Origin of the sequence: Alistipes sp. AM16-43, assembly GCF_003435745.1 — a bacterium.
Classification (GTDB): domain Bacteria; phylum Bacteroidota; class Bacteroidia; order Bacteroidales; family Rikenellaceae; genus Alistipes; species Alistipes onderdonkii.
Genome location: NZ_QTUQ01000006.1, coordinates 97,768 through 120,476 on the forward strand (window position 1 = coordinate 97,768; position 22,709 = coordinate 120,476).

At 60.6% G+C, this 22,709-nt stretch carries 17 protein-coding genes; 12 read left to right on the top strand and 5 right to left on the bottom strand.

Annotated elements, in window-relative coordinates; translation table 11 throughout:
- Window positions 1-5: 5 nt before the first annotated feature.
- Window positions 6-2,627, bottom strand: coding sequence for an alanine--tRNA ligase (gene alaS, locus DW189_RS11735; RefSeq protein WP_117508325.1), 2,622 nt, complete (start codon window positions 2,625-2,627; stop codon window positions 6-8).
- Between the two features lie 99 nt (window positions 2,628-2,726).
- Here alaS and DW189_RS11740 point away from each other — a divergent pair, with 99 nt between their 5' ends.
- From DW189_RS11740 to DW189_RS11775, 8 genes are all read left to right on the top strand, one after another.
- Window positions 2,727-3,725: a M23 family metallopeptidase gene (locus DW189_RS11740; RefSeq protein WP_117508326.1), complete on the top strand. Its 999-nt coding sequence runs from the start codon at window positions 2,727-2,729 to the stop codon at window positions 3,723-3,725.
- A gap of 1 nt (window position 3,726) precedes the next feature.
- Window positions 3,727-4,677 carry a M23 family metallopeptidase gene (locus DW189_RS11745; RefSeq protein ID WP_022331685.1) on the top strand — a complete coding sequence of 317 codons (951 nt, stop codon included), beginning with the start codon at window positions 3,727-3,729 and terminating at the stop codon, window positions 4,675-4,677.
- Between the two features lie 11 nt (window positions 4,678-4,688).
- Entirely contained in the window at window positions 4,689-5,105 is a 417-nt protein-coding gene (locus DW189_RS11750) for an MmcQ/YjbR family DNA-binding protein (protein WP_117508327.1), read from the top strand.
- Between the two features lie 6 nt (window positions 5,106-5,111).
- Window positions 5,112-5,948 (top strand): HAD family hydrolase, encoded by an 837-nt coding sequence (locus tag DW189_RS11755; protein WP_117508328.1) that lies wholly within the window; start codon window positions 5,112-5,114, stop codon window positions 5,946-5,948.
- A gap of 86 nt (window positions 5,949-6,034) precedes the next feature.
- Window positions 6,035-7,444 carry a hypothetical protein gene (locus DW189_RS11760; RefSeq protein ID WP_141417971.1) on the top strand — a complete coding sequence of 470 codons (1,410 nt, stop codon included), beginning with the start codon at window positions 6,035-6,037 and terminating at the stop codon, window positions 7,442-7,444.
- On the top strand, window positions 7,441-8,691 hold the full coding sequence (locus tag DW189_RS11765) for a leucine-rich repeat domain-containing protein (RefSeq protein ID WP_117508330.1): 1,251 nt from the start codon (window positions 7,441-7,443) through the stop codon (window positions 8,689-8,691). Before DW189_RS11760 ends, DW189_RS11765 begins: the two co-directional genes overlap by 4 nt.
- 34 nt (window positions 8,692-8,725) lie before the next feature.
- Complete coding sequence (locus tag DW189_RS11770) at window positions 8,726-9,793, top strand: leucine-rich repeat domain-containing protein (protein ID WP_117508331.1); 1,068 nt, start codon at window positions 8,726-8,728, stop codon at window positions 9,791-9,793.
- A gap of 8 nt (window positions 9,794-9,801) precedes the next feature.
- Window positions 9,802-10,746, top strand: coding sequence for a leucine-rich repeat domain-containing protein (locus DW189_RS11775; protein WP_117508332.1), 945 nt, complete (start codon window positions 9,802-9,804; stop codon window positions 10,744-10,746).
- A gap of 94 nt (window positions 10,747-10,840) precedes the next feature.
- On the opposite strand, the gene DW189_RS11780 is transcribed toward DW189_RS11775, so the two are convergent.
- Window positions 10,841-13,720: a PD-(D/E)XK nuclease family protein gene (locus DW189_RS11780; protein WP_117508333.1), complete on the bottom strand. Its 2,880-nt coding sequence runs from the start codon at window positions 13,718-13,720 to the stop codon at window positions 10,841-10,843.
- Between the two features lie 86 nt (window positions 13,721-13,806).
- Entirely contained in the window at window positions 13,807-14,514 is a 708-nt protein-coding gene (locus DW189_RS11785; protein WP_117508334.1) for a GIN domain-containing protein, read from the bottom strand.
- A gap of 107 nt (window positions 14,515-14,621) precedes the next feature.
- Between DW189_RS11785 and DW189_RS11790 the strand changes: the two genes are divergently transcribed.
- The 4 genes from DW189_RS11790 to DW189_RS11805 are packed head-to-tail and all read left to right on the top strand — an operon-like array spanning window position 14,622 to window position 21,398.
- Entirely contained in the window at window positions 14,622-17,765 is a 3,144-nt protein-coding gene (locus DW189_RS11790; protein ID WP_117508335.1) for a UvrD-helicase domain-containing protein, read from the top strand.
- A 1-nt stretch (window position 17,766) separates the two neighbouring features.
- The gene (locus DW189_RS11795) at window positions 17,767-19,581 is read left to right on the top strand and encodes an ABC transporter ATP-binding protein (protein ID WP_117508336.1); all 1,815 of its coding nucleotides are present in this window, start codon (window positions 17,767-17,769) and stop codon (window positions 19,579-19,581) included.
- A gap of 3 nt (window positions 19,582-19,584) precedes the next feature.
- Complete coding sequence (locus DW189_RS11800) at window positions 19,585-20,655, top strand: hypothetical protein (protein ID WP_117508337.1); 1,071 nt, start codon at window positions 19,585-19,587, stop codon at window positions 20,653-20,655.
- Window positions 20,655-21,398 carry a hypothetical protein gene (locus DW189_RS11805; protein WP_117508338.1) on the top strand — a complete coding sequence of 248 codons (744 nt, stop codon included), beginning with the start codon at window positions 20,655-20,657 and terminating at the stop codon, window positions 21,396-21,398. Before DW189_RS11800 ends, DW189_RS11805 begins: the two co-directional genes overlap by 1 nt.
- A gap of 117 nt (window positions 21,399-21,515) precedes the next feature.
- On the opposite strand, the gene DW189_RS11810 is transcribed toward DW189_RS11805, so the two are convergent.
- The gene (locus DW189_RS11810; RefSeq protein WP_117508339.1) at window positions 21,516-22,085 is read right to left on the bottom strand and encodes a hypothetical protein; all 570 of its coding nucleotides are present in this window, start codon (window positions 22,083-22,085) and stop codon (window positions 21,516-21,518) included.
- 12 nt (window positions 22,086-22,097) lie between these two features.
- A complete protein-coding gene (locus DW189_RS11815) occupies window positions 22,098-22,574 on the bottom strand; it encodes an RNA polymerase sigma factor (RefSeq protein WP_117508340.1) in 477 nt (158 codons plus the stop codon).
- Between the last annotated feature and the right edge of the window lie 135 nt (window positions 22,575-22,709).

A 22,709-nucleotide genomic window follows, 5' to 3' on the forward strand; every position in this document is an offset into this window, starting at 1 on the left:
TTCTTTTACTTTACCTGGGCCATAATCAGCTCCACGGCCTTGTCGATGGCGGCCTGCAGCCCGTCGGGGTTCTTGCCGCCCGCCGTGGCGAAGAACGCCTGTCCGCCGCCGCCGCCCTGCATCAGCTTCGCAGCCTCGCGCACCACGGCACCGGCGTTCACGCCCTGGGCCGTGATCTCGTCGCCGAGCATCACCGTCAGCATGGGTTTGCCGTCGTTGACCGCCCCCTGCACGAACACCAGCTTCGGGGAGCGGGCACGCAGGTTATAGGCCAGGTCTTTGACGAACTCGGGCGTACGGTCGGTCTGCGTGGCGATGAGCTGCACCCCGTGGCGCTCGGGCGTCGAGGAGATGATCTTCTCGGCCCACTGGGCGACCTGCTCGCGGCGCATGGCCTCGACCTCCTTCGAAAGCGTCTCGTTGCTCTCGAACATTTTCTTTACGGCCTGCAGCACCTGCGGGTTGTGGAGGTATTCGCTGATGTCGCGCATCGTATCCTCGGCGGCGTAGATGATCTTCTCGGCCTGTTCGCCCGTGACGGCTTCGATGCGGCGCACGCCGGCCGAGATAGCGCTCTCGGTCAGTATCTTGAAGAACCCGATGTTACCCGTGGCGCTGGTGTGCGTACCGCCGCAGAGCTCGACCGACGTACCGAAGCGCACCATGCGCACCCGATCGCCGTACTTCTCGCCGAAGAGCATCATGGCACCGCATTTCTCGGCCTCCTCCTTGGTGGCCTCGCGGTTCTCCTCCAACGGATAGTTGGCGCGGACGGCGCGGTTGACGAGCATCTCGACCTGGCGCAGCTCGGCGGGAGTCATCTTCTGGAAATGCGAAAAGTCGAAGCGCAGGATCTCGGGCGTCACCATCGAACCCTTTTGCTCGACGTGCGATCCCAGCACCTTGCGCAGCGCCTCGTGCATGAGGTGCGTCGCAGTATGGTTGTTGGCCGCGGCCTGGCGTTTGGCAGCGTCCACGACGGCCGTGAACTCGGCCGCAGGGTTTTCGGGAAGCTCCTTGACGATATGGATAATCAGTCCGTTTTCCTTTTCGGTAGCCACGACGGCGATGCGCTCGTTGGCATTCTCGATATAGCCGATGTCGCCGATCTGGCCGCCCGAGTTGCCGTAGAACGGCGTGCGGTCGAAGACCAGCTGGTAGGAGGTCTTGCCTTTGGAGGTCACGCGGCGGTAACGGGCGATCTTCACCCGCTCGGTCAGCGTGTCGTAGCCCGTGAAGACGCTCTCGCGAATGGGGAACAGCTCCACCCAGTCGTCGGTATCGACGGCCGCAGCGTTGCGCGAACGCTCCTTCTGCGCCTGCAACTCGGTTTCAAAGGCTGCCAGGTCGACGCCGACGCCCTGTTCGCGGGCGATGAGCTCCGTCAGGTCGATCGGGAACCCGAACGTATCGTAAAGCTCGAAGGCGTTCTTGCCCGAAATCAGTTCGCGGCCCTCTTTCTTGGTCTTTTCGACCACGCCGTCCAGCAGGCTGATGCCCGTGGCCAGCGTACGCAGGAACGAGGCCTCCTCCTCCTCGATGACCTTTTCGATCAGCGCCTGCTGGGCCTTCAGTTCGGGGAACTGGCCCCCCATCTGCTCCACGAGCCCCGCAACGAGCTTGCAGATCGTAGGTTCCGTGAAGCCGAGGTAGGTATAGCCGTAGCGCACGGCGCGGCGCAGGATGCGGCGGATGACGTAGCCGGCCTTGACGTTCGACGGCAACTGCCCGTCGGCGATCGAGAAGGCGATGGCACGCAGGTGGTCGGCGATGACGCGCATCGCCACGTCGCACTTCGCGTCGGCGCCGTAGGTCTTGCCCGAAAGCTGCGAAATACGCTGGATCGTAGGCTGGAACACGTCGGTGTCGTAGTTCGATTTCTTGCCCTGGAGGATCATGCAGAGGCGCTCGAAGCCCATGCCGGTATCGACGTTGCGCGCAGGAAGCTCCTCCAGCGAGCCGTTGGCCTTGCGGTTGAACTGCATGAACACGAGGTTCCAGATCTCGATCACCTGCGGGTGGCCCTCATTGACCATCCCGCGCCCGGGCTCGGCGGCGATCTCCGCCTCGTCGCGCAGGTCGAAATGAATCTCCGAGCAGGGGCCGCAGGGGCCGGTCTCGCCCATCTCCCAGAAATTGTCGTGCTTGTTGCCGCGGATGATATGGTCTTCGGGCAGGAACTGCTTCCAGTAGTCGTAGGCCTCCTGGTCGAACGGCACGCCGTCCTCCTCGGAGCCTTCGAAAACCGTGGCGTACATGCGGTCGGCGGGAAGTTTGTAGACGCCGTGGAGCAACTCCCACGCCCATTCGATCGCCTCTTTCTTGAAGTAATCGCCATAAGACCAGTTGCCCAGCATCTCGAACATCGTATGGTGGTAGGTGTCATGCCCCACCTCCTCCAGGTCGTTGTGCTTGCCCGAAACGCGCAGGCACTTCTGGGTGTCGGCCGCACGCGGATATTTGCGGGGCGCATTGCCCAGGAAGATATCCTTGAACTGGTTCATGCCCGCGTTGGTAAACATCAGCGTGGGATCCCCCTTGACGACCATCGGTGCCGAGGGCACGATCACATGGCCCTTGCTCTCGAAGAAGTCCAGAAAGGCCCGGCGAATTTTATTCGATTCCATATATAAGATTTTATCCGATTTCCACGTTTGTGATTTCGGGTTGCAAAATTACACAATTAAAGTTAAATTTGCATCCTATTAACCGGAGTTTTTTCCGCAATGAAGCAAAAAGGGCAGAGATTCGACACGCAGGCGCTGACACAGGAAGCGCAGGCGCTGACGCGCGACGTGGTCACGGCACCTTTCCGCCTGCGCACCTACCGCCTGATCCGGAAAATACTCATCGGCTTCATCCTCGTCTCGATCGCCAACGTGCTCTTCTCGTACTTCTTCTACACCCCCAAGATGTACCGCATCATCCGCGACAACCGCGACCTGGTCATCAAGTACCGCATCCTGCAAGACCGCATCCGCACCTCGCAGCGGCGCGTGGACGAAATCCGCCACCGCGACAACTACGTCTACCGCTCGCTCTTCTCGACCGACACGGTGTCGATCGACGGCGTGTGGCAGCCCTACCCCGACACCAAATACGCCGCGATGGCCGGGGACGACTTCGCCCCGCTGATGGTCGGCACCTGGAAGCAGCTCGACGCGCTGGCCCGCATACTCTACCTCGAATCGGTGTCCTTCGACGAATTGCAGGCATTCGCCCGCGACAAGGAGAAGATGTCGGCGGCGATCCCGGCCATCTGGCCCATCGACCGCTCGGCGCTGCACAACGACCATATCGGCGCCTTCAACCTACGCCGGATGCACCCCGTGCTGGGGTATATCCGCCCCCACAAGGGCATCGACCTGGGCTGCGACCGCGGCACGCCGGTCTACGCCACGGGCGACGCCGTGGTGGAGGTCGCCTCCTCGGGGGGCAACGGCGGCTACGGACACATGGTGCTGCTGAACCACGAATTCGGCTACAAGACCCGCTACGCACACCTGAGCAAAGTCCTCGTGCAGCCGGGCGAACGGGTCGCCCGCGGGCAGGTCATCGCCGAAACGGGCAACACGGGCATCTCCTCGGGCCCCCACCTCCACTACGAGGTGATCCACAAGGGCATGCCGGTGAACCCGATTAACTATTTCAACCGCAACATGACCGCCGCGGAATACGACGCACTCATGGAGAACATGCGCGATACGAACTTCGAAAAGCTCTGAGATGGCAGGAAAGAAAGACCTGGAGCGGCTCCGCAGGCGTAAGCGCCGCAAACAGAACATCATACGCGCGACGGTGCACTTTTTCGTGTGGGCCGGGGTCGCCGTGCTCTACTACATCGGGTTCTCGCTTTTCTTCGACACCCCCGTGGAGTACGAGCTCAAACACTCGACCGACCGCCTGCGCCGCGAATACGCCGCCCTCACCCAGCGGTACGACTCGCTCACGACCGTCATGCACAACCTCTCCGAGCGCGACCGCAACGTCTTCCGCATCCTCTTCGAATCGGATCCCTACGACTTCGATTCGGAATACGAACGCCGGCAGGCCGTCACCTACGAAAACATCTTCAACCGTTCGTCGCGGCGGCTCAAGCTCGAACTGCGCGAACGGGTCGCCGACATGGAGAAGCGGCTCGACGAGCTGAACGCCTCGTACCTCGACCTGCAGGCGCTCATCGACTCGGCGGGCAGCGGCTGCAACAACATCCCGGCCATCCAGCCCGTGATAAACAAGCAGTTGACGCTGCTCACGGCCTCGTACGGCATGCGCATACACCCCTTCTACAAGACCCTGCAATCGCACCAGGGCGTGGACTACACCATCCCCGAGGGGTCGCGCGTCTTCGCCACGGCCGACGGCGTGGTGCGCGACGTGGCGCTGCGCAACTCCACGTCGGGGCAGACGGTCGTGATCGACCACGGCAACGGCTACGAGACTTCGTACAGCCACCTCTCGAAGATCAACGTCCGCAAGGGCCAGCGCGTGAGCCGCGGCGAGATCATCGCCCTTTCGGGCGACACGGGCCTTTCGCTCTCGCCCCACCTCCACTACGAAGTGCGGCTGAACGGCATGCGCGTCGACCCGATCCACTACTTCTTCATGGAACTCACCCCCACCGAATACCAGCGCCTGATGCGCATCGCACAGTCGGGCATGCAGTCGTTCGACTAAAAACAAAGGAGATGGGAAACGACTGGACAAAGGATTTCGGCTTTGCGCGCGAAGAAATTTTCCGCAGCGAAGAAACGCTCCGCACAATCCGCCATATCCGTGCCTCATGGGGCTGCGAACCGGAGTTCCTCTGGGAGAAATTCCCGGACTACGCCGTTTTCCGGCGGCAGGACAACGCCAAATGGTATGCCGTGATATTGACGGTGCAGGCCGGCAAACTCGGCCTCGCGGACGAGGGGCGGACAGAGATTCTCGACATCCGGGCCGATGCGGAGACCATGGCGCGGGCGCTGGACTTCGAACATTATTTCCCCGGTTACCATATGAATAAACGCACGTGGCTCACCGTACGGCTGGACGGCAGCGTACCCTTCGGGGAAATCGCCCCGCTGATCGCCCGCAGTTACGAACTGGCTGGGAAAAAGTAACCCGTCATGCAAATCCGACTTATCCTGCTCGACTTCGACGGCACGCTGGCCGACACGCGGCGCGCCAATACGCTGGCCTATGTCGCCACGCTGCGCGAGGCAGGCTATACGCTCACCGAGGAGGAGTATGCGGCAAAGTATTTCGGCATGCGGTGCAACGAGTTCCTGACCCGTTACGGCATCGCCGACCCCGCAGAGCGCGAGCGGCTGCGGCTGCGCAAGATCGCGCTCTACCCCGCGTTCTTCGACACCGTGCGGCTCAACCGCCCGCTGTGGGAGTTTTGCAGGCAGTTCCGGGCGCAGGGCGGCCGCGTATGGATCGTATCAACAGGCAGCCGCGCCAATATCGACAATGCCATGCGCCATTTGGGGATCACGGTCGCGGGACAGCTGACGGGGAGCACGGCTCCGGCAGGCTGCGCCGGCATGGACGAAGCGGGAATGGTCGGAGCTGGCAAGGGTACGACCGCAACGGGCATGGACGGAGCCGGTGTGGAAGGAACGGGCAAAGGTACGGCCGGAGCGGACGTGGATACGACCGGAGCGGGAAATACGGCGCCGGGCGCGGCCGGATCATATACCGCCACGGCCGGAACAGGTGCGGCAACCCCGGGTGCGGCATGGGATCCCGCGCCGGGCGAGGGGCCGAACGGCTCCGTGGACGGCATCCTCTCGGGCACTGACGTCGAGCACAGCAAACCCGCCCCGGACTGCTTCCTGGAGGCCATGCGCCGCGAGGGCTGCACGCCGCAGGAAACGCTGATCTTCGAAGACTCCGAAATCGGGCTCGAAGCGGCCCGCCGCAGCGGAGCGTCGTATTTTGTCGTGAAGTTGGACACATAAACTTCCGGAAACAAACCGTTTTTTCGGGAAAATTGTTATATTTGTCTCTGAAATTGTTCATTTTTGACAAATACTTTACTAATCCCATGAAACGATTCCTCCCCATCACAGTTTTGGCGGTTTTCGCATATCCCGCCGCAACCATTTCCTGCCAAAGCGGAAAAAAGGCCGCAGATCCCCAAATCTTCTGGGACGGAGGCGCGATTCCCGACCCTGTTTTCAGAACTTACGTACTCGATAATTTCGACACCGACCGCGACGGGAAAATCAGCCGTAAAGAGGCGGACGCCGTACTTGCCATCGACCTCGGCAGGCTCTGCGCAGAACTCGGTCCCGCAACCGAATCCCTCGCAGGCATCGAATATTTCAAAAACCTCAAACAGCTCATATGCAACGGAAATACACTGGCTGAACTCGATTTATCCCAAAATACGAGGTTGACCGAATTGAACTGCTGGGACAATCCGTTACCCGCACTTAATCTTTCAAAAAATACGGAGCTGGTAAAATTGAATTGCAACTACACTGCATTGGCCGAACTCGATTTGACCCAAAATACAGCGTTGACCGAATTGGCGTGCGAGGGCAATCCATTGACATCGCTCGATCTTTCCAAAAACACGAAATTGACGGTATTGTTTTGTCCTGCCAATCAATTGACGGCACTCGATCTCTCCAAGAATACGGCGTTAAAGGAATTACTCTGCTACAGCAACCGATTGACCGGACTCGATCTGACCCAAAATAAGGAGTTGGTTCATTTGCACTGTTACTACAACCAATTAACTTCGCTCGATTTGTCCCAAAATACGGCATTGGAGGAATTGCTCTGCTACGAAAATCAATTGACTGCGCTCGACCTTTCCAAAAATGCGGCCTTGATACAATTGAATTGCTACAACAATCGATTGAGGGCGCTCGATCTCTCCGAAAATACGGCATTGACAAAATTATTCTGCGGTTACAATCCATTGACCGAACTCGATGTGTCCCGGAACACGAAATTGACGGAATTGCTCTGCCACGAAAACCAATTGACAGCACTCGACCTGACCCACAACACAGCATTGGCGACAGTGTACTGCCCTAACAACCGGCTGACGGCGCTCGATCTCTCCAAAAACACGGCGTTGGCGACATTGGCATGCTCCAGGAATCAATTGACAGCGCTCGACCTGTCCCAAAACACAGCGATAACGGAACTGTACTGCAACAACAACCAATTGGCTGCGCTCGATCTCTCCAGAAATACAGCGTTGACGGAACTGTACTGCAACGGCAATCGATTGACAACGCTCGACCTGTCCCGGAACACGGAATTGACGAAAATCTACTGCGACGACAATCCATTGACAGAACTCAATATATCCAATCTTTCGAAAATAGAGGAGATCGTATTCGGCGATAATCCTGAAATAAACGTAATTGCCAACAGTCAAACCGTTGTCTCAGACGAAGTGCGACATTACATGGACGGAAAGCGGAAAACACCATGAACCGACTATTGCCGGTCATAGCATTGGCGGTTCTTGCATATCCTGCCGCGCCCGTCTCCGGCCAAAGCGGGGAGGAGAACGCGAAGCCCCCGATCTTTTGGGACGGCGGCATGATTCCCGACCCTGGTTTTCGCGCTTATGTACTCGAAAATTTCGACACCGACCGCGACGGGAAAATCAGCAGTGAGGAAGCGGACGCCGTACTCGTCATCGACTTGGGCAGGGAAGAACCGACCGACACTCCCGGAATCAAATCCCTTGAGGGCGTCGAATATTTCAAAAACCTCAGAGAACTCATAGGTGCCTTCCATCCGCTGACATCGCTCCGCCTCTCCGAAAATATGGCATTGACAAAATTGAACTGCCGCGACAGTCAATTGACCGCCCTCGACCTGAGCAAAAACAAAGCGCTGACCCTTTTGGACTGCGCATACAATCAATTGACAGCGCTCGATCTGGCCGACAATACAGCGTTGATCGGACTGGACTGCAGCGGAAATCAATTAAGCGTTCTCGACCTGACCCAAAATCCGGAATTGACCGGATTGAACTGCTCGCACAACCGATTGACCGCCCTCGATCTGACCGGAAATCCGGCGTTGACCCAATTGGACTGCCGCGACAACCGATTGACCTCCCTCGACCTGACCGGAAATCCGGCGTTGACCCAATTGGACTGCCGCGACAACCGATTGACCGCCCTCGACCTGGCCCAAAATACGGCATTAATCAGATTGGACTGCCACAACAATCGATTGACCGCCCTCAATCTGACCGGAAATCCGATGCTGACCGAATTGGTTTGCTCATACAATCTATTGCCCACCCTCGATCTCTCCGAAAATACGATGCTGACCGACTTGTGGTGCGAAAGCAATCGATTGACCTCAATCGATCTGTCCCAGAATAAGGCGCTGAGCAGGTTGTACTGCGACAACAATCGACTGACTACGCTCGACCTCTCCGCAAACACCGCATTGACTGGTTTGAGCTGCCACGACAATCGACTGACTGCACTCGCTCTCTCGAAGAATACGAAGCTGGTCGCTTTGGGCTGCTGCGACAATCCATTGATCCGGCTCAATTTATCCGATCTCGCCAAATTAGGAGCAATATCCCTCGATTACGACAACTATAAAATACAGGTAATCACCAACAGCCGGACGGCCATCGTGAGCAGCCTGACACGTTACATGCAATCCATCGAGGCCGAAAAGCAGAAAAAACACCTACAGCAAGAGGAATAACCTGCAATATGAAACTGCATATCTTAGTAATCCCATGAAACGATTCCTACCCATCACAGCTTTGGCGGTTTTCGCATATCCCGCCGCAACCATTTCCTGCCAAAACGGACAAGGGGCCGCGAATCCCCAAATCTTTTGGGACGGAGGCGCGATTCCAGACCCTGTTTTCAGAACTTATGTCCTCGAAAATTTCGACACCGACCGCGACGGAAAAATCAGCCGCAAAGAAGCGGACGCCGTACTTGCCATCGACCTCGGCAGGCTCTGCGGAGAATCGAGCGACACTCCCGCAATCGAATCACTTGCAGGCGTCGAACATTTCAGAAATCTCAAACAGCTCATATGCAACGGACATGCGCTGACCGAACTCGATTTGTCCAAAAATACGGAGTTGAATATACTGAAATGCAAAGATAACCAGCTAACGACACTCGATCTGTCCGAAAATACCGCATTGCTTACATTAAACTGCGGTCGGAATCCGATAAAGACGCTTGACCTGACGGAAAATAGAGCATTGAGCATGCTGGTCTGCGACTACAATCAATTGACCGTATTCGATCTCTCCCAAAATACAGCCCTGACGCAATTGTTCTGCGGGCACAATCAATTGACTGCGCTCGATCTATCCGAAAATACGATGCTTACCGACTTGTGGTGCGATTACAATCGATTGACGGAACTCGATCTTTCCAAAAATACGGAGTTGACCGATTTGTCCTGCGGTTGGAATCCGATAACAGCACTCGATCTCTCCGAAAATACAAAGTTAACTTATTTGAATTGCCTCAACAATCAATTGACCGCGCTCGATCTCTCCGAAAATGCAGCGCTGACCGAATTATACTGCGGCTACAATCGATTGACTGCGCTCGATCTCTCCGAAAATACGGAGTTGATTCGCTTGGGCTGCTCCGACAATCCATTGATCCGGCTCAATTTATCCGATCTCGCCAAATTAGAGGCAGTATCTTTCGATTACGAGAACCATGAAATACAGGTAATTACTAACAGCCAGACGGCCTTCGTGAGCGACCTGACACGTTACATGCAATCCATCGAGGCCGAAAAGCAGAAAAAATACCGACAGCAAGAGGAATAAACTGCAATATGAAACTGCATATCTTGAGTAATCCCATGAAACGGCTATCCCCCATTACAGCATTGATGGTTCTTGCGTATTCCATCACGACCGTTTCCTGCCAAAACGGGCAGGGATCCGCGAATCCCCCGGTTTTTTGGGACGGAGGCACAATTCCGGATCCGGTTTTTCGCGCTTATGTGCTCGGCAGATTCGACACGGATCGGAACGGGAAAATCAGCCGCGAAGAGGCAGATGCCGTATTCGCTATCGACGTCGACGCAGAAACAGCCGACACGCCCCTGATCGAATCGCTCACGGGCGTCGAATACTTCAAAAACCTCGGAAAACTCACATGCAACTGGAATAATCTGGCTGCGCTCGACCTCTCCGAAAATACAGCTTTGGACACATTGGACTGTAGTTGGAACAGGATAAAGGCGCTCGACCTTGCCGGAAACAAGGCATTGGCAAAATTGGACTGTAGCCAAAATCAATTGACAAAACTCGACCTGACCCAAAATACGGAGTTGAACGTATTGTATTGCACATGTAACCGATTGGCAGCACTCGATCTCTCCAAAAACAAAGCATTGACGGAATTGTACTGCAACATAAACGAATTAGCGACACTCGACCTCTTCGAAAATACGGAGCTGAAGGTATTGGATTGCAGCAAAAACAAGTTAATAAGGCTCGACCTCTCCGAAAATAGGGCATTGGCCAAATTGGACTGTAGCCGAAATAGCCTGGCGAAGCTCGACCTCTCCGAAAATACGGCATTGCATTTTTTGTCAGCATGGCAAAACCCATTGCTCCTGCTTGACATATCCGGCCTCTCGAAAATACGGCACATGGATTTCGATTTCGAGGACAATGACATACAGGTAATTACAGACCACCGAACCGCCATCGACGACGACCTGCTCCGCTATTATGCAATCCGCCGGAGCCGAAAAGCAGAAAAGGAATAACCGGCAGCGATACCGGCAGTTAAAAGTGACGGGCAGGCCAAAGAGCATTTCTGCCTGGACGGCTCCCCGAAGGAAGCCCCCCCCTTGCTCATCCTCACCGCTTGCAGATCACGTTGAAGTCGCAGTACTTGCAGGTATCGGCATCCTCGCACTGGCGGAACGGAACCGAGGTGTCGTAGAGTTCGGCGAGCTGCGCGCGCAGCAGTTCCTCGAAACGCTCGCGGTAAAGCGTATAGCGCGCCCCCTTCACCCCCGTTTGCTTGTCGTCCAGCTGCGGCGAATAGCCGGGGCGGTTCATGTTGCGGACGTAATAGAGCGCCGGTTCGACGTCGCAGCCGCGCGACCGGTGCAGCATCATCGCGTAGAGCAGCGTTTGCAGGATGTTCGAAAGGCGTTGTTTGCCCGTGCCCGTGAACAGGCTCTCCACGCCGTCGAATTCGAGGTGCGGCGCCCCGGTCTTGTAGTCCACCACCCTCAGCGCCCCGTCGTCGAGCGTGTCGATACGGTCGGCGATGCCGGCGAATTTCATCTCCAGGTCGCGCCCGCCCGCGCGGAAACGGAACGGATAGGCTACGGGCTCCTCCAGCCCCGACACGGAGAAAGCATCGTGCGCGGCGTCGTAGGGCATCACCCCGCCCCGCAGGTAACGGATCACGATGTCCTTCACCAGCAGCAGGTTGCCCGAATAATCCTCGGCCGTGGCATGTTTATCCTGCAAATAGTTCTCGTTGATGGCCGCCTCGACCGCCTGCGCCACTTCGCCCGTACGGATCATCGCACGCAGGGTTTCACCGGGATGCGCCTCCCCCGCGATGCGGGCGTAAAGCGTCTGCACGGCGGCATGGAGGATCGTACCGAACATCGGGGCGTCGACCTCCTCGGAAATTTCGTCATCGGCCTCCAAGCGGGCTATGGAATGGAAATAGAAGCGCAAGGGGCAGGCCACATAGCGGAAAAAAGCCGTCGGCGAGAGCGTCGCCGGGCTTTGGGCGTCGACAAAACGCTCCAGCCGGGCCATCACCCCTTCGTCCTTGGGCACCTCGATCGGCGCCGTTTCGGCCAGGTTGACGTCCACCCCCACTTCGACCTTGCGCACGTCGAAGCCGCTCTCGTAGTCCAACTGGTAGATATAGCGGCTCGGCTCGCCCGTCGACTTGTCGTCGGCGTGCGAGCAATAGAGCATGTGGACGGTCTTGGCGCGCTGGATCAGGCGGTAGAAATAGTAGGCATAGACGCCCTCGTGGTGCTCGGGCGTGGGCAGCTCGTAGGCCGCACGCAGGTTGTAGGGGATGAACGACGCCTGCGCCATATGATTGCCGGGGAAATTGTCGTCGTTCATCGAAAGGATGATGACGTTTTCGAAATCGAGGTTGCGGGTCTCGAGGATCCCCATGATCTGGATGCCCTCCAGCGGCTCGCCCTCGAAGGGGATGCGCAGCGTCTGCAAGTGCCGGCGCAGCAGCGAGGTGTAGACCTCGGCCGTAAGGTCGATATCGCACTCGTCGAGCGAGTTGCGCAACTTGGTGACCTGCTCGGCGATGACCGCCAGGAATTCGACCCGCTGCCGTGCATCGTCGCCCTCGTAGGGCTGGCGCGCCACGGCGGCGACCACGTCCAGCATGTAGTCGGACAACTCGCGCCACGTCGCGGCGGGCGTAAAGATCCGTTTCAGCAGTTCGTTGCGGCCCAGCCACGCGGCATCGACCGAAATGCGGCGGTCACGGACGATCTCCTCGTGCATCGTGCGCGTGAGTGCGGCGTCGCACTCGGCCACATAGGGGTGTGCGAGGATGCCGGCGACGTCGGCATGGTAGAACGTGCAGCCGTCGCCCTTGCGGCGGCGGTGGTTCTGCAACTCCACCAGACGCTCGACGAACGTGTAGGCCAGGCTCTGCCGCAGGGGGAAGCCCATCGTCACGTTCACCCGTCCGATGTCGGCGGGCAGGGCGTACAGCAGCGGCAGCAGCAGGTTCTCGTCGGTAAGCACCACGGCGGTCTCCTTGCCCAGCGCGGGCCTGGCGCCCGCGGCGATGCCGGGGTCTTCCTCCCTGCGGCGGCGGGCAAGGCCGGCGAGGATCGCCGCGGCATACTTGCACTGCACGGCGTTCGAGACGGCGGCGACCGACACGACCTGCTTCTCCCCCCGCATGTTGTCGTGCCGAAGTTCCGTGCGGGGCGGGAACTGCGCCACGTTCGAACGCACGAACATACCCGCCTCCTGTTCGGGGTCGTCCTTATAATAAGAGTCGTAGTCCCAGTAAAAATCGGTTTCGGCCGCCGTGGCGAGGAACCCGAAGAGGCGCTTCTCGCACTCGGAAAGGGCGTTGAACCCCGCCACGACATAACGCCGGGGCTCGGGGAAGGCGAACCCGCCCCCGCGGATGCGGTCGGCGGCGGCGCGCTGCACCATGCCGTTGTAGGCGATGCCGAGCGACGAGAGACGCTCCCGGAAGCGGCGGTAGATGGGGCCGAGGGTCTTCCAGATCGCCAGGAAACGGCGCTTCTCCTCCGAAAGGTCGGCCTGCTCGCCGAACGAGGACCAGAACGAAAGGATGCGCAGCTGCGCGGGCGTGAGATAGGAAATATCGGCTTCGATCTCCTTGATCTCCGAGATGTTGCGGAAGAGCATCTGCGCGTCGATCAGGTATTTGTCGATCGTATCGAAGTCCGTGAGGAGCATGTCGCCCCAGAAATAGAACTTGTCGAAGGGTTCGTTGTGGTAGGCCGAGTAGACTTTGTAGAGCTCGGTGATGAGCCGCACGCGGTCGCCCGTATGCAGCCCCGATATTTCGCCCGTCAGGTCGTCGATCGTCACCCATTCGGGCTGCCACATCGGACGCCCGGCGATACGCCCCAGGGCATCGACGAAAAACAACCGCGCACGCCGCGACGGGAAGAGCACCGCCCGATCGGACAGTCCCTCGCCATAGCGCGCATACAGGTCGGCGGCCACCTCCTCCAGAAAACCCTTCATAGCAGTTCGGACAGCCCCGGAAACGCATCCGGCGGTATCGTCCGCCCGGAATCCGGAAGCCCCCTTCGCATTATTGTTCCATGAGACTATTCTACGTGGCTGATCTCACCGCCCATGAACTTGGCGCCGCCGCGCACGACGGCAGGCTGCCCCTTATAGGTAATACGGGCGTTGGTCGTGGTCTTGCCGATGAACCGGTCGGTGATCCACAGCGACACGTCGGCCTTGCTCTGGGCATTGACCTCGGCCGACATCACCTCCAGCCCCGAGGCCGCGACCCTGCCCGTCGAGGCGAACAGCGTCAGGTAGCCCGCCTTGCCGGTGAGCGTCGCGCTGCTGCCGCCCGTGAGCTCCATCCTGAGGTCTTTGACATCGAACGCCGCCGTGAGCGACGCCTTGCGCCCCAGGGTCAGGTCGAGCAGCACCGCATCCACCGTTCCCTCGAACACGGCTGCGGCGCCCGACAGCGAAACGGACTGCAACGTATTGTAATAGACCGTCACCTCGGTGCGGTCGGGACGGCGCGAATCGGGCCTCTCGCTGATACGCAGGGTTTTGTCCTTCACCTCGGCGCGGAATTTCGATGTATAGGAGCCTTTCGTGTCGTATACGATCTTGGGGGCCTCGGTGTCGGGGACTTTCACGAATTTGATATCCAGGTCGGCATCCACCGCGACGGCCTCGAACGTGGTCAGCCACTCGTTATGTTCCGTAGGACTTGCGGCACCCGCCTCCTGTGCACGGCCGGAGGCTGCGAAAACCAGCATCACGGCGCTCAGAATCATCTTCTTCATACATTGTAGGTTTAAATACGTCGCTAAAATACAAAATTATTGCGAACCCCGGTTTGCCGTTCGGGATTTGTTTTGTACTTTTACTACCTAAAACGACATTTCGGACAGTGAGGGCGAGAATTCTGAATGCAAGCGCAGGGTCGGGCAAGACCTACCAGTTGGCGTACAAATACGTGCGCGACGTGGTCGAACAGCCCGGCATTTACCGCCACATCCTCGCCGTGACCTTCACCAACAAGGCCACCGAGGAGATGAAATCGCGCATCCTCAAGGAGATACACCTGCTGGCCTCGGGACAGCCGAGCTCCTACCTCGACAACCTCTGCCGTGAATTGTCGCTCGATGCCGCCACGGTGCGCCGACGCGCCCGGGAGGTGCGGTCGAAGATCCTGCACGATTATTCGCGCTTCACGGTGCTGACGATCGACACCTTCTTCCAACGCATCCTGCGCGCCTTCATCAAGGAGCTGGGCATCGACCTCAATTACAACGTCGAGATCGAAACGGCCTCGGTGCTGACCAAGAGCGCCGACACGCTCATCGAGCAGATCACCACCGACCGCGACCTGCAGCGCTGGCTCACGGACTTCGTGCAGGAGCGCATTGACGAAGGCAAGAAATGGGACATCCGCGACGGCATCCTCACGCTGGGAGGCGAGCTGTTCAAGGAGAAAAACAAGGACGCACTCTCGGCGGCCCGCCCGCGCGAGGAACTGGCGCGTATCGTGGGCGAAGCCACGGCGCACGCCGCGGCGACCAAAAAACGGATGCAGGACGCTGCGGCCGAAGCCGTGCGGATCATCGGGGACGCAGGCGCCTCGGTCGCCGACTTCCCCTACAAAGGCTCGGGCTTCGCGGCCTATTTCTACGCCGTGGCGGGCGGCAGCTTCGAGCGCTACGGAAGCCGCGCGGAGGCGGCCTGCACCCGGGACGAGGCGTGGGGAAAACCCGGCAGCACGGCACAGGGGCTGCGTCCCCGGCTGCAACCCCTGCTGCGCGAAATGTGCGGCCTCTACGATGAGAACGTCCGCGCGTGGAACACCTGCGACCTGCTGCGCGAGAACTACCGCAGCTTCGCGCTGCTCTCCGACCTCTATGCCAAGGTGCAGCAGATGTGCGACCAGGAAAACATGATGCTCCTCTCGGAGACCAAATACATCCTCTCGGAATTCATCGGCCACAACGACGCGCCGTTCATCTACGAGAAGGTCGGCAACCGCTTCGAACACTTCATGATCGACGAATTTCAGGACACCTCCGTGAAGGAGTGGGAGAATTTCCTGCCCCTGCTGCAAAACGCCATGGCGCAGAGCGGGGCAACCTCGGTGCTGATCGTGGGCGACATCAAGCAGTCGATCTACCGCTGGCGGGGCGGCGACTGGAAAATACTCCACTCGCAGGCGCAGCAGGCGCTGGGCGCGGACAGCACCGAACTGGTCAACCTCACGGAAAACTACCGCAGCCTGCCCGGCGTGGTGGATTTCAACAACAAGGCCATCGGCCGCGTGGTCGAAGCCGACAACCGGGCGCTCAACGCGACGCTGGACGAAGCCGCGGCGCGGGGCGACATGGACGCCCGCACCGCCGCCGGGCTGCGCGACACCCTGCAAAAGGCTTACCGCGAACATGCGCAGACACCCCGCCGCCTGGGCGGGGTGCCGGGCTATGTTTCGGTGGAGACCTTCGCCGAACGGCCGCCCGTCGTGGAGCGCATCTGCGAGGTGCTGGACAAGGGTTTCCGTCCGTGCGACATCATGATCCTGGTGCGCGGGGCGACAGACGGCGCCAAGGTGGCCGCCGAGCTGCTGGATTTCAAACGCCGCAACGACGACCCGCGCTACCGGTTCGATGTGATGACACAGGAAGCGCTGATCGTGGGCAACGCCCCCGTCAGTTCGTTCATCGCCGCGGCGCTGCGCCTGTCGCTCAACCCCGACGACTCGCTCAGCCGCGCCGTCTACAACCACTACCTGGGGCGCGGGTTCGACCGCCCGCTGCCCGGGGACGAACGCACCTTTTTCCGCTCGATCCGGCTGCTGTCGCCCGAGGAGGCGTTCGAGCGGATCGTCATGCGCCACGCGCTGCACGACGACAGGCAGCAGACGGCCTACCTGCAAGCCATACACGAACAGATCATCGGCTTCTGCGCCAGCAAGATCGCCGACATCGCGCTGTTCCTCGACTGGTGGGAGCAGCAGGGGCAGAACCGGTCGCTGAGCGTCGACGAGAGCGCAACGACCGTCGAGATCACGACCATACACAAGGCCAAGGGGCTCGAAAAGCGCGTGGTGCTGATCCCCTGGTGTTCGTGGCAGCTCGATCCCAAGTCGGGCGGCAACGTGACGAACATCGTCTGGGCCGAGGCACAGGGCGATGCCGGCGCCGTCGGGCGCTTCCCGGTGAAATACAAGAAGGCGATGGCCGAATCGGGCTTCTCGGCGGAGTACTACCGCGAGCTGGTCTATTCGCACGTCGACAACATCAATCTGCTGTACGTGGCCCTGACACGCGCCGCCGAGTCGCTGCACGTCTTCATCCCCCGCAAGGGCGGCAAGAGCGTCGGCGGGCTGCTGCTGCAAAGCATCGGAGCCGACGGCGACAAAGCGCTGCTCGACGGCACCGAAGGGCGCCGCACCGCGACCGAGGAGGGCGAAAGGTTCGAATTCGGACTCTTCACAGGCCCCGTGCCCGGCGGCGGCAAAGCTTCCGACGGCAGGCACGTCGTGCTGGAGAACTACCCCACGGCACGCGCCGACCTGCGGCTGAGGCTCCCCTCGCAACGTTATTTCGAGGAGGAGGACGAGGTGGAACTCTCGCCTCGCAACTTCGGCATCCTGATGCACAAAGCGTTCGAGCAGGCCGACGACCGGCAACAGATCTACGAGGCCGTGCAGCGGATGCGGGACGACGGCACGCTGTCGCCTGCCGAAGCCGAAGCGCTGCGGGGGATGGTCGCCCGGGCGCTGGCGCACCCCGTCGCGGGCGAATGGTTCGGGGGCGGCTGGCAGCGCGTGCGCAACGAGAACGAGATCATCGTCCCCGGCGCCGGGTCGACCCGGCGCCCCGACCGCGTGATGATCCGCGGCACGCGGGCCGTGGTCGTCGACTACAAGTTCGGAAGCCGCGAACCCGGACGCTACCGCCGCCAGGTGGGCGAATACCTCGGCCTGCTGCGGCAAATGGGCTACACCAAATGCGAAGGGTACCTGTGGTACGTGAAACTGGGGGAGATCGAAAAAGTGGAAGGATAAGATGAACGAAACCATCGGCATCATACCGCGTGCGTTCCGCCGCCGGGGAGTGTGGGTCGCCTGCACGCTCCTGCTGCGTGCCGGGCTGAATTTCCTCGGGCTGGCCATGCTGCTGCCCGTGCTGGCGCTGGTGCTCGACCCCGGCAGCCTCGAGGGCGGCGGGATGCTGGCACGCGCCTACGACGGGCTGGGCTTCGCCTCACAGCGCAGTTTCGCGCTGGCGGTCTGCGCGGCTGTGGTGGGCGTGATCGTCCTGAAAAGCCTGCTCGGGCTGTGGCTCGCCCGCGTCGAACGCAACTATATCTTCGCACTCTACCGCACGCTCTCGCGGCGGCTTCTCGTCACCTACCACGACCGGGGGCTGCCGTTCGTCAAGGCGTCGAACTCGGCCGTACTGGCCCGCAACGTCAACGTCGTCTGCCTGGCCTTCGCGGCGGGCGTGCTCAAACCCGCCGCCGCCATCGCCGCCGAGGCGATGCTGCTCGTGCTGCTGTTCGGGGCGCTGATGTGGTACACGCCCCTCGCGGCACTGCTCGCCCTGGCGGTCTTCCTGCCCTCGATCTGGCTCTATTACGGACTGGTGCGCAACCGCATCAACCGCTACGGGGAACTGGAAAACAAGGCGCAGCGCGAAAAGGCGCGGCTCGTGGCCGAGACCTTCCGCGGCTATGCCGACATCGAGATCAACAATGCCTTCCCGATGATGCTCCGCCAGTTCGACCGGGCGATGGATCAGGTGATCCGCACGCGCCTGCGCGAAACGGCGATCGGGCTGCTGCCCCAGACCTTCACCGAGGTCGGGCTGGCCGTGGGCATGGCGCTGCTCGTGGCACTGAGCCTCGGCGACGGCGACGGGCGGGCGCAAATGCTGTTCGGCGTATTCGCCGTGGCCGCACTGCGCCTGATGCCCTCGGTGCGCAACATCATGACCGGCTGGACGGCCATCAAATACAACCGCTACACGATCGGCATCCTGCGCGACGCCGCAGCGGACTGCCCCCCGGCGCCGGCAAACCCGGACTGCCGGGATACCCCCGGCCCGCGCAGCACCCCCGCCGCAACCGTTGCCCCCGGCAATTCCGGCAATCCCGGCAAACCCGGCAATCCCGGGAACCCCGCCGCCGATACCGCCAGCTCCCCCGAAAAGCTGCCGTTCCGGCACGAGATCGCCGTGCGCGACCTTAGGTTCCGCTTCGCGGACGGCGGGTGCGAGCTTTTTCACGGCCTTTCGCTGACGATCCGCAAGGGCGAGCGCATCGGTATCCGCGGAGCCTCGGGCGCCGGGAAAACGACGCTCTTCAACCTGCTGCTGGGGCTGTACGAGCCGAGCGGGGGTGAAATCGCCATCGACGGCACGCCACTTACGGCGGCCAACCGCCGGGCATGGCAGAACCGCATCGGGTACGTCTCGCAAAACCTTTTCATCGCCGACGGCAGCTTCGCGGCCAACGTCGCGCTGGGCATCCCCGCCGGGGAGGTCGACCGGGAGCGGGTCATGCAGGCGCTCCGCGCGGCACAGCTCGGGGAGCTGGTCACCGGGCTGGCGAAAGGGATCGACACCCACGTCGGGGAGTGCGGCTGCCGCCTCTCGGGCGGACAGCGCCAGCGCATCGGCATCGCCCGTGCGCTCTACCGGCAGGCCGACGTGCTTTTCTTCGACGAGGCGACCTCGGCGCTCGACAGCCGCACCGAAGAGGAGATCAACCGCTCTATCGCCGGGCTCGCTGCACGGGATGCCGGGCTGACACTGGTCGTCATCGCCCACCGCGAAAGCTCGCTCGAATACTGTAACAGGATCATAACGATAGGAGAATAAAACATGGAATACCTCATAGCCGGCATACGCATTGACATCCCGCACCGGTTCACGACAGGCGCCTTCGGCATGGCGCTGGCACCGTTCGCGGCCGGAAGCAAAACGGAAACGGATGCCGGCAGCAACCGTATGGCGGGCCCCGTGCCCGGAACGGCGACAACCGCAGCACCCTCCCCGTCGGAAACCCCGGGGACGGAAAGGAGTGCACCCCACCCTGCGACATCCCCGGCGGACACGGCACAACCAGACCTCATCCTGCACACGAGACTGCTCGCCGGCGACACGGCCGGCTACCGCGAACTCGACGCATTCGACTTCACCGACGCCGATGCCGACTGCCGTTTCGGCCGCGACACGGAGGGCTACCTGCTTACCATGACACCCCGCGACGGCAGCGCCCCGGCACGGTTTCACAAAGCCTTCGGCAGCCCCGACGCCACGAGCGACATCACCCCGGAGCACAATCCGGCGCTGTTCCGCTTCGGGCTGTGGACGATGTTCAACATCGCCGCGCTGGAACGCCGGGCGGTAGCCGTACACTCGTCGGTGATCAGCCTGGACGGGCGCGCCGTACTCTTCCTCGGCGAATCGGGCACGGGAAAGAGCACCCACACGCGCCTGTGGCGCGAGCATATCCCCGGGGCACGCCTGCTCAACGACGACAGCCCGATCATCCGGATCGCCCCGGAAAGGGCTGCCGAAGCGGCAAGCGCTCCCGCGGCAGACACGATTCCCGCCCTGCAAGGCGTTCTCGCCTGCGGGTCGCCGTGGAGCGGCAAAACCCCGTGTTACCGCAACGTAAGCCATCCGATAGCGGGCATCGTGCGGCTTTCGCAGGCACCGCAGAACCGCATCCGCCGCCTGCGTCCCATCGAAGCCATCGGGGCGCTGCTGCCTTCGTGCCCGCCGTCGTTCGCACACGACGAGCGGCTGGAAGACGCCATCTGCCGCCTCGTATCCCAAATCGTGGCGCAAGTCCCCGTCTACCACCTCGAATGCCTGCCCGATGCCGCGGCAGCCCGTCTCTCCTGCCGCACGGTATTCGGTGACGACGCCCCAAACACCCTCCGCTGATGCTGCTGACCAACCGCCTTTTCTTCGAACAGGTCGAAGCGATGCTCGCCGAAGGACACGAAGTCCAAATCCGCATGAAAGGGCACAGTATGCGGCCGCTGCTGCGCAACGAACGGGACATCGCCGTACTGACCCCGATTGCGAAATATGCCCCGGCACCTGTCCCGGCAGCCGGGGCATCGGCGGATCCCGTCCCCGAAACCCGCGCCGCCGACGGCAATGCCAGCACCGCCCGCCAGACCCGACTTTCGGGTAACACTCCCGGCATGGCACCTGACCAGCTCACACCCGCCTGCGGCACCCGCCATCCGGCTCCGCCGCCGAGCGGCATCAGCGCCCTGCGGCCGGGCGACGTCGTCCTGTTCCGCTGCGAAGGGCGCCATATCCTGCACCGCATCGTCGGGATCGAAACAGGCATCCGCTGCGAAGGGAACCGTCCCGTATGCGCACCAGCCGCAGGGAATGCCCCGTCCCCTGCGGCATCCGCGGAAAACCCCGCAGAGAGGGATTCCGCCGCGGGGACACTCCGTTTCACCCTGTCCGGGGACGGTAATTACCGCACGACGGAGCATTGCCTCGGCAAGGATATCGTCGCCGTGATGACGGCTGTCATCCTGCCGTCGGGACGCATCGTCCGCACCAGCTCCCGCCGCTGGAAACGGCGGTCGCGCAGGTGGCTGGCACTCCCCCGGGGCGTGCGGCGCTTCGTCCTCCGGGTCATGTGGCGGTTCGGAATCCGGTAACCGGAGACCGGACGGCCGATAAATGCGGTTCCCGGGAAACGGCAGTCTGCAAAAAAGCGCTCCAGACCGGCCAACGAAACAGCCGCACCGGAGTGCGTCTGTTTCCAGCACAAAGCGTTAAGCTTCATCGAATTCCCGCAGCTCGCGGATACGCCGCTGCAGGTCACGGATACGCCCCCACTCATGACGTGTTATCACGATGCAGGCAACCGCCGTCAGCGAGAGCAGGGCGGCGACCGTCCACCACATGCCATGCGCCGTATAGTAGCCCGCCGCATACAGCAGCATGCCTGCAACGAACAGGATTACGACGACATACTGGAAAATATAATACGCTCCGGCAAAGGCCGCATAGCGGGTCATGCGGTGTTCACACTCGACGATATCGGCATCGCAGCGCGACACCCGCAGCAGCAACCACAGGGAAAAGAACGAAGGGAGCAGACATAAAAGGTAGCCCGCCACGACCCACCAGATGAAAATATCGGATACTCCGCGGAATTTGCCGATTGCGACACATAGCGGGACAACCGCCACACCCAACAGCAGCATGAGCTGTACATAGTGCAAGTACGAACCGACACGTCCCCGCAGCATACGTTCCATATCCTGCCGCCGGATCACCTGCTCCCGGTCGAGCCGTTCCGAGAGTACTTTCCATTTGAGTTTCAACTCTTCGAGTTCCATAATTCCTGAATTTTACCGGTTATACATTTTACGCAGTTTGCAGCGGATACGGGTCAGCTTCACGGCCACATTACCGGGAGACAGGCCCGTGATGGCGGCGATCTCCCCGGCGGGATGTTCTTCGAGCCACAGCAGGATCAGCGCCCGGTCGAGCCGGCCCAAGCGTGAGATCACCGCATACAGCTCGTCGAGCTGCTCGCGGGCCTGCATATCGTCGTCGCACGCCAGGTCGACCGAAAGGCGCACGCTTTGCGGACGCCGCATCCGGCGGCGGACAAACGAAATGCAGGTATACAACGCGATGCGGTATACCCACGTGGCAGTTTTGCTCTCTCCCCGGAAATCGGGGAATCCCCGCCACAGAGCCAGCACGACCTCCTGAAAATAGTCGTCGATCTGCCCGCGCCCGGGTGCATAGACATAGCACACTTTGTAGATTATGCGTTTGTGATGCTCGATAAGTTCGATGAACCGCTGTTCCGTATCCATGTTTCAGCCTTTTACCCCAATAGTCGCCAGGGAGTGCAAAAAATTACGGCTGCCGATAAAAAAGGCCGAAACCCGCACGAATTTCCGGGGATAAAAAACAGAGGTATAAAAAAGTGTAAAGCAAAAGATAATCAA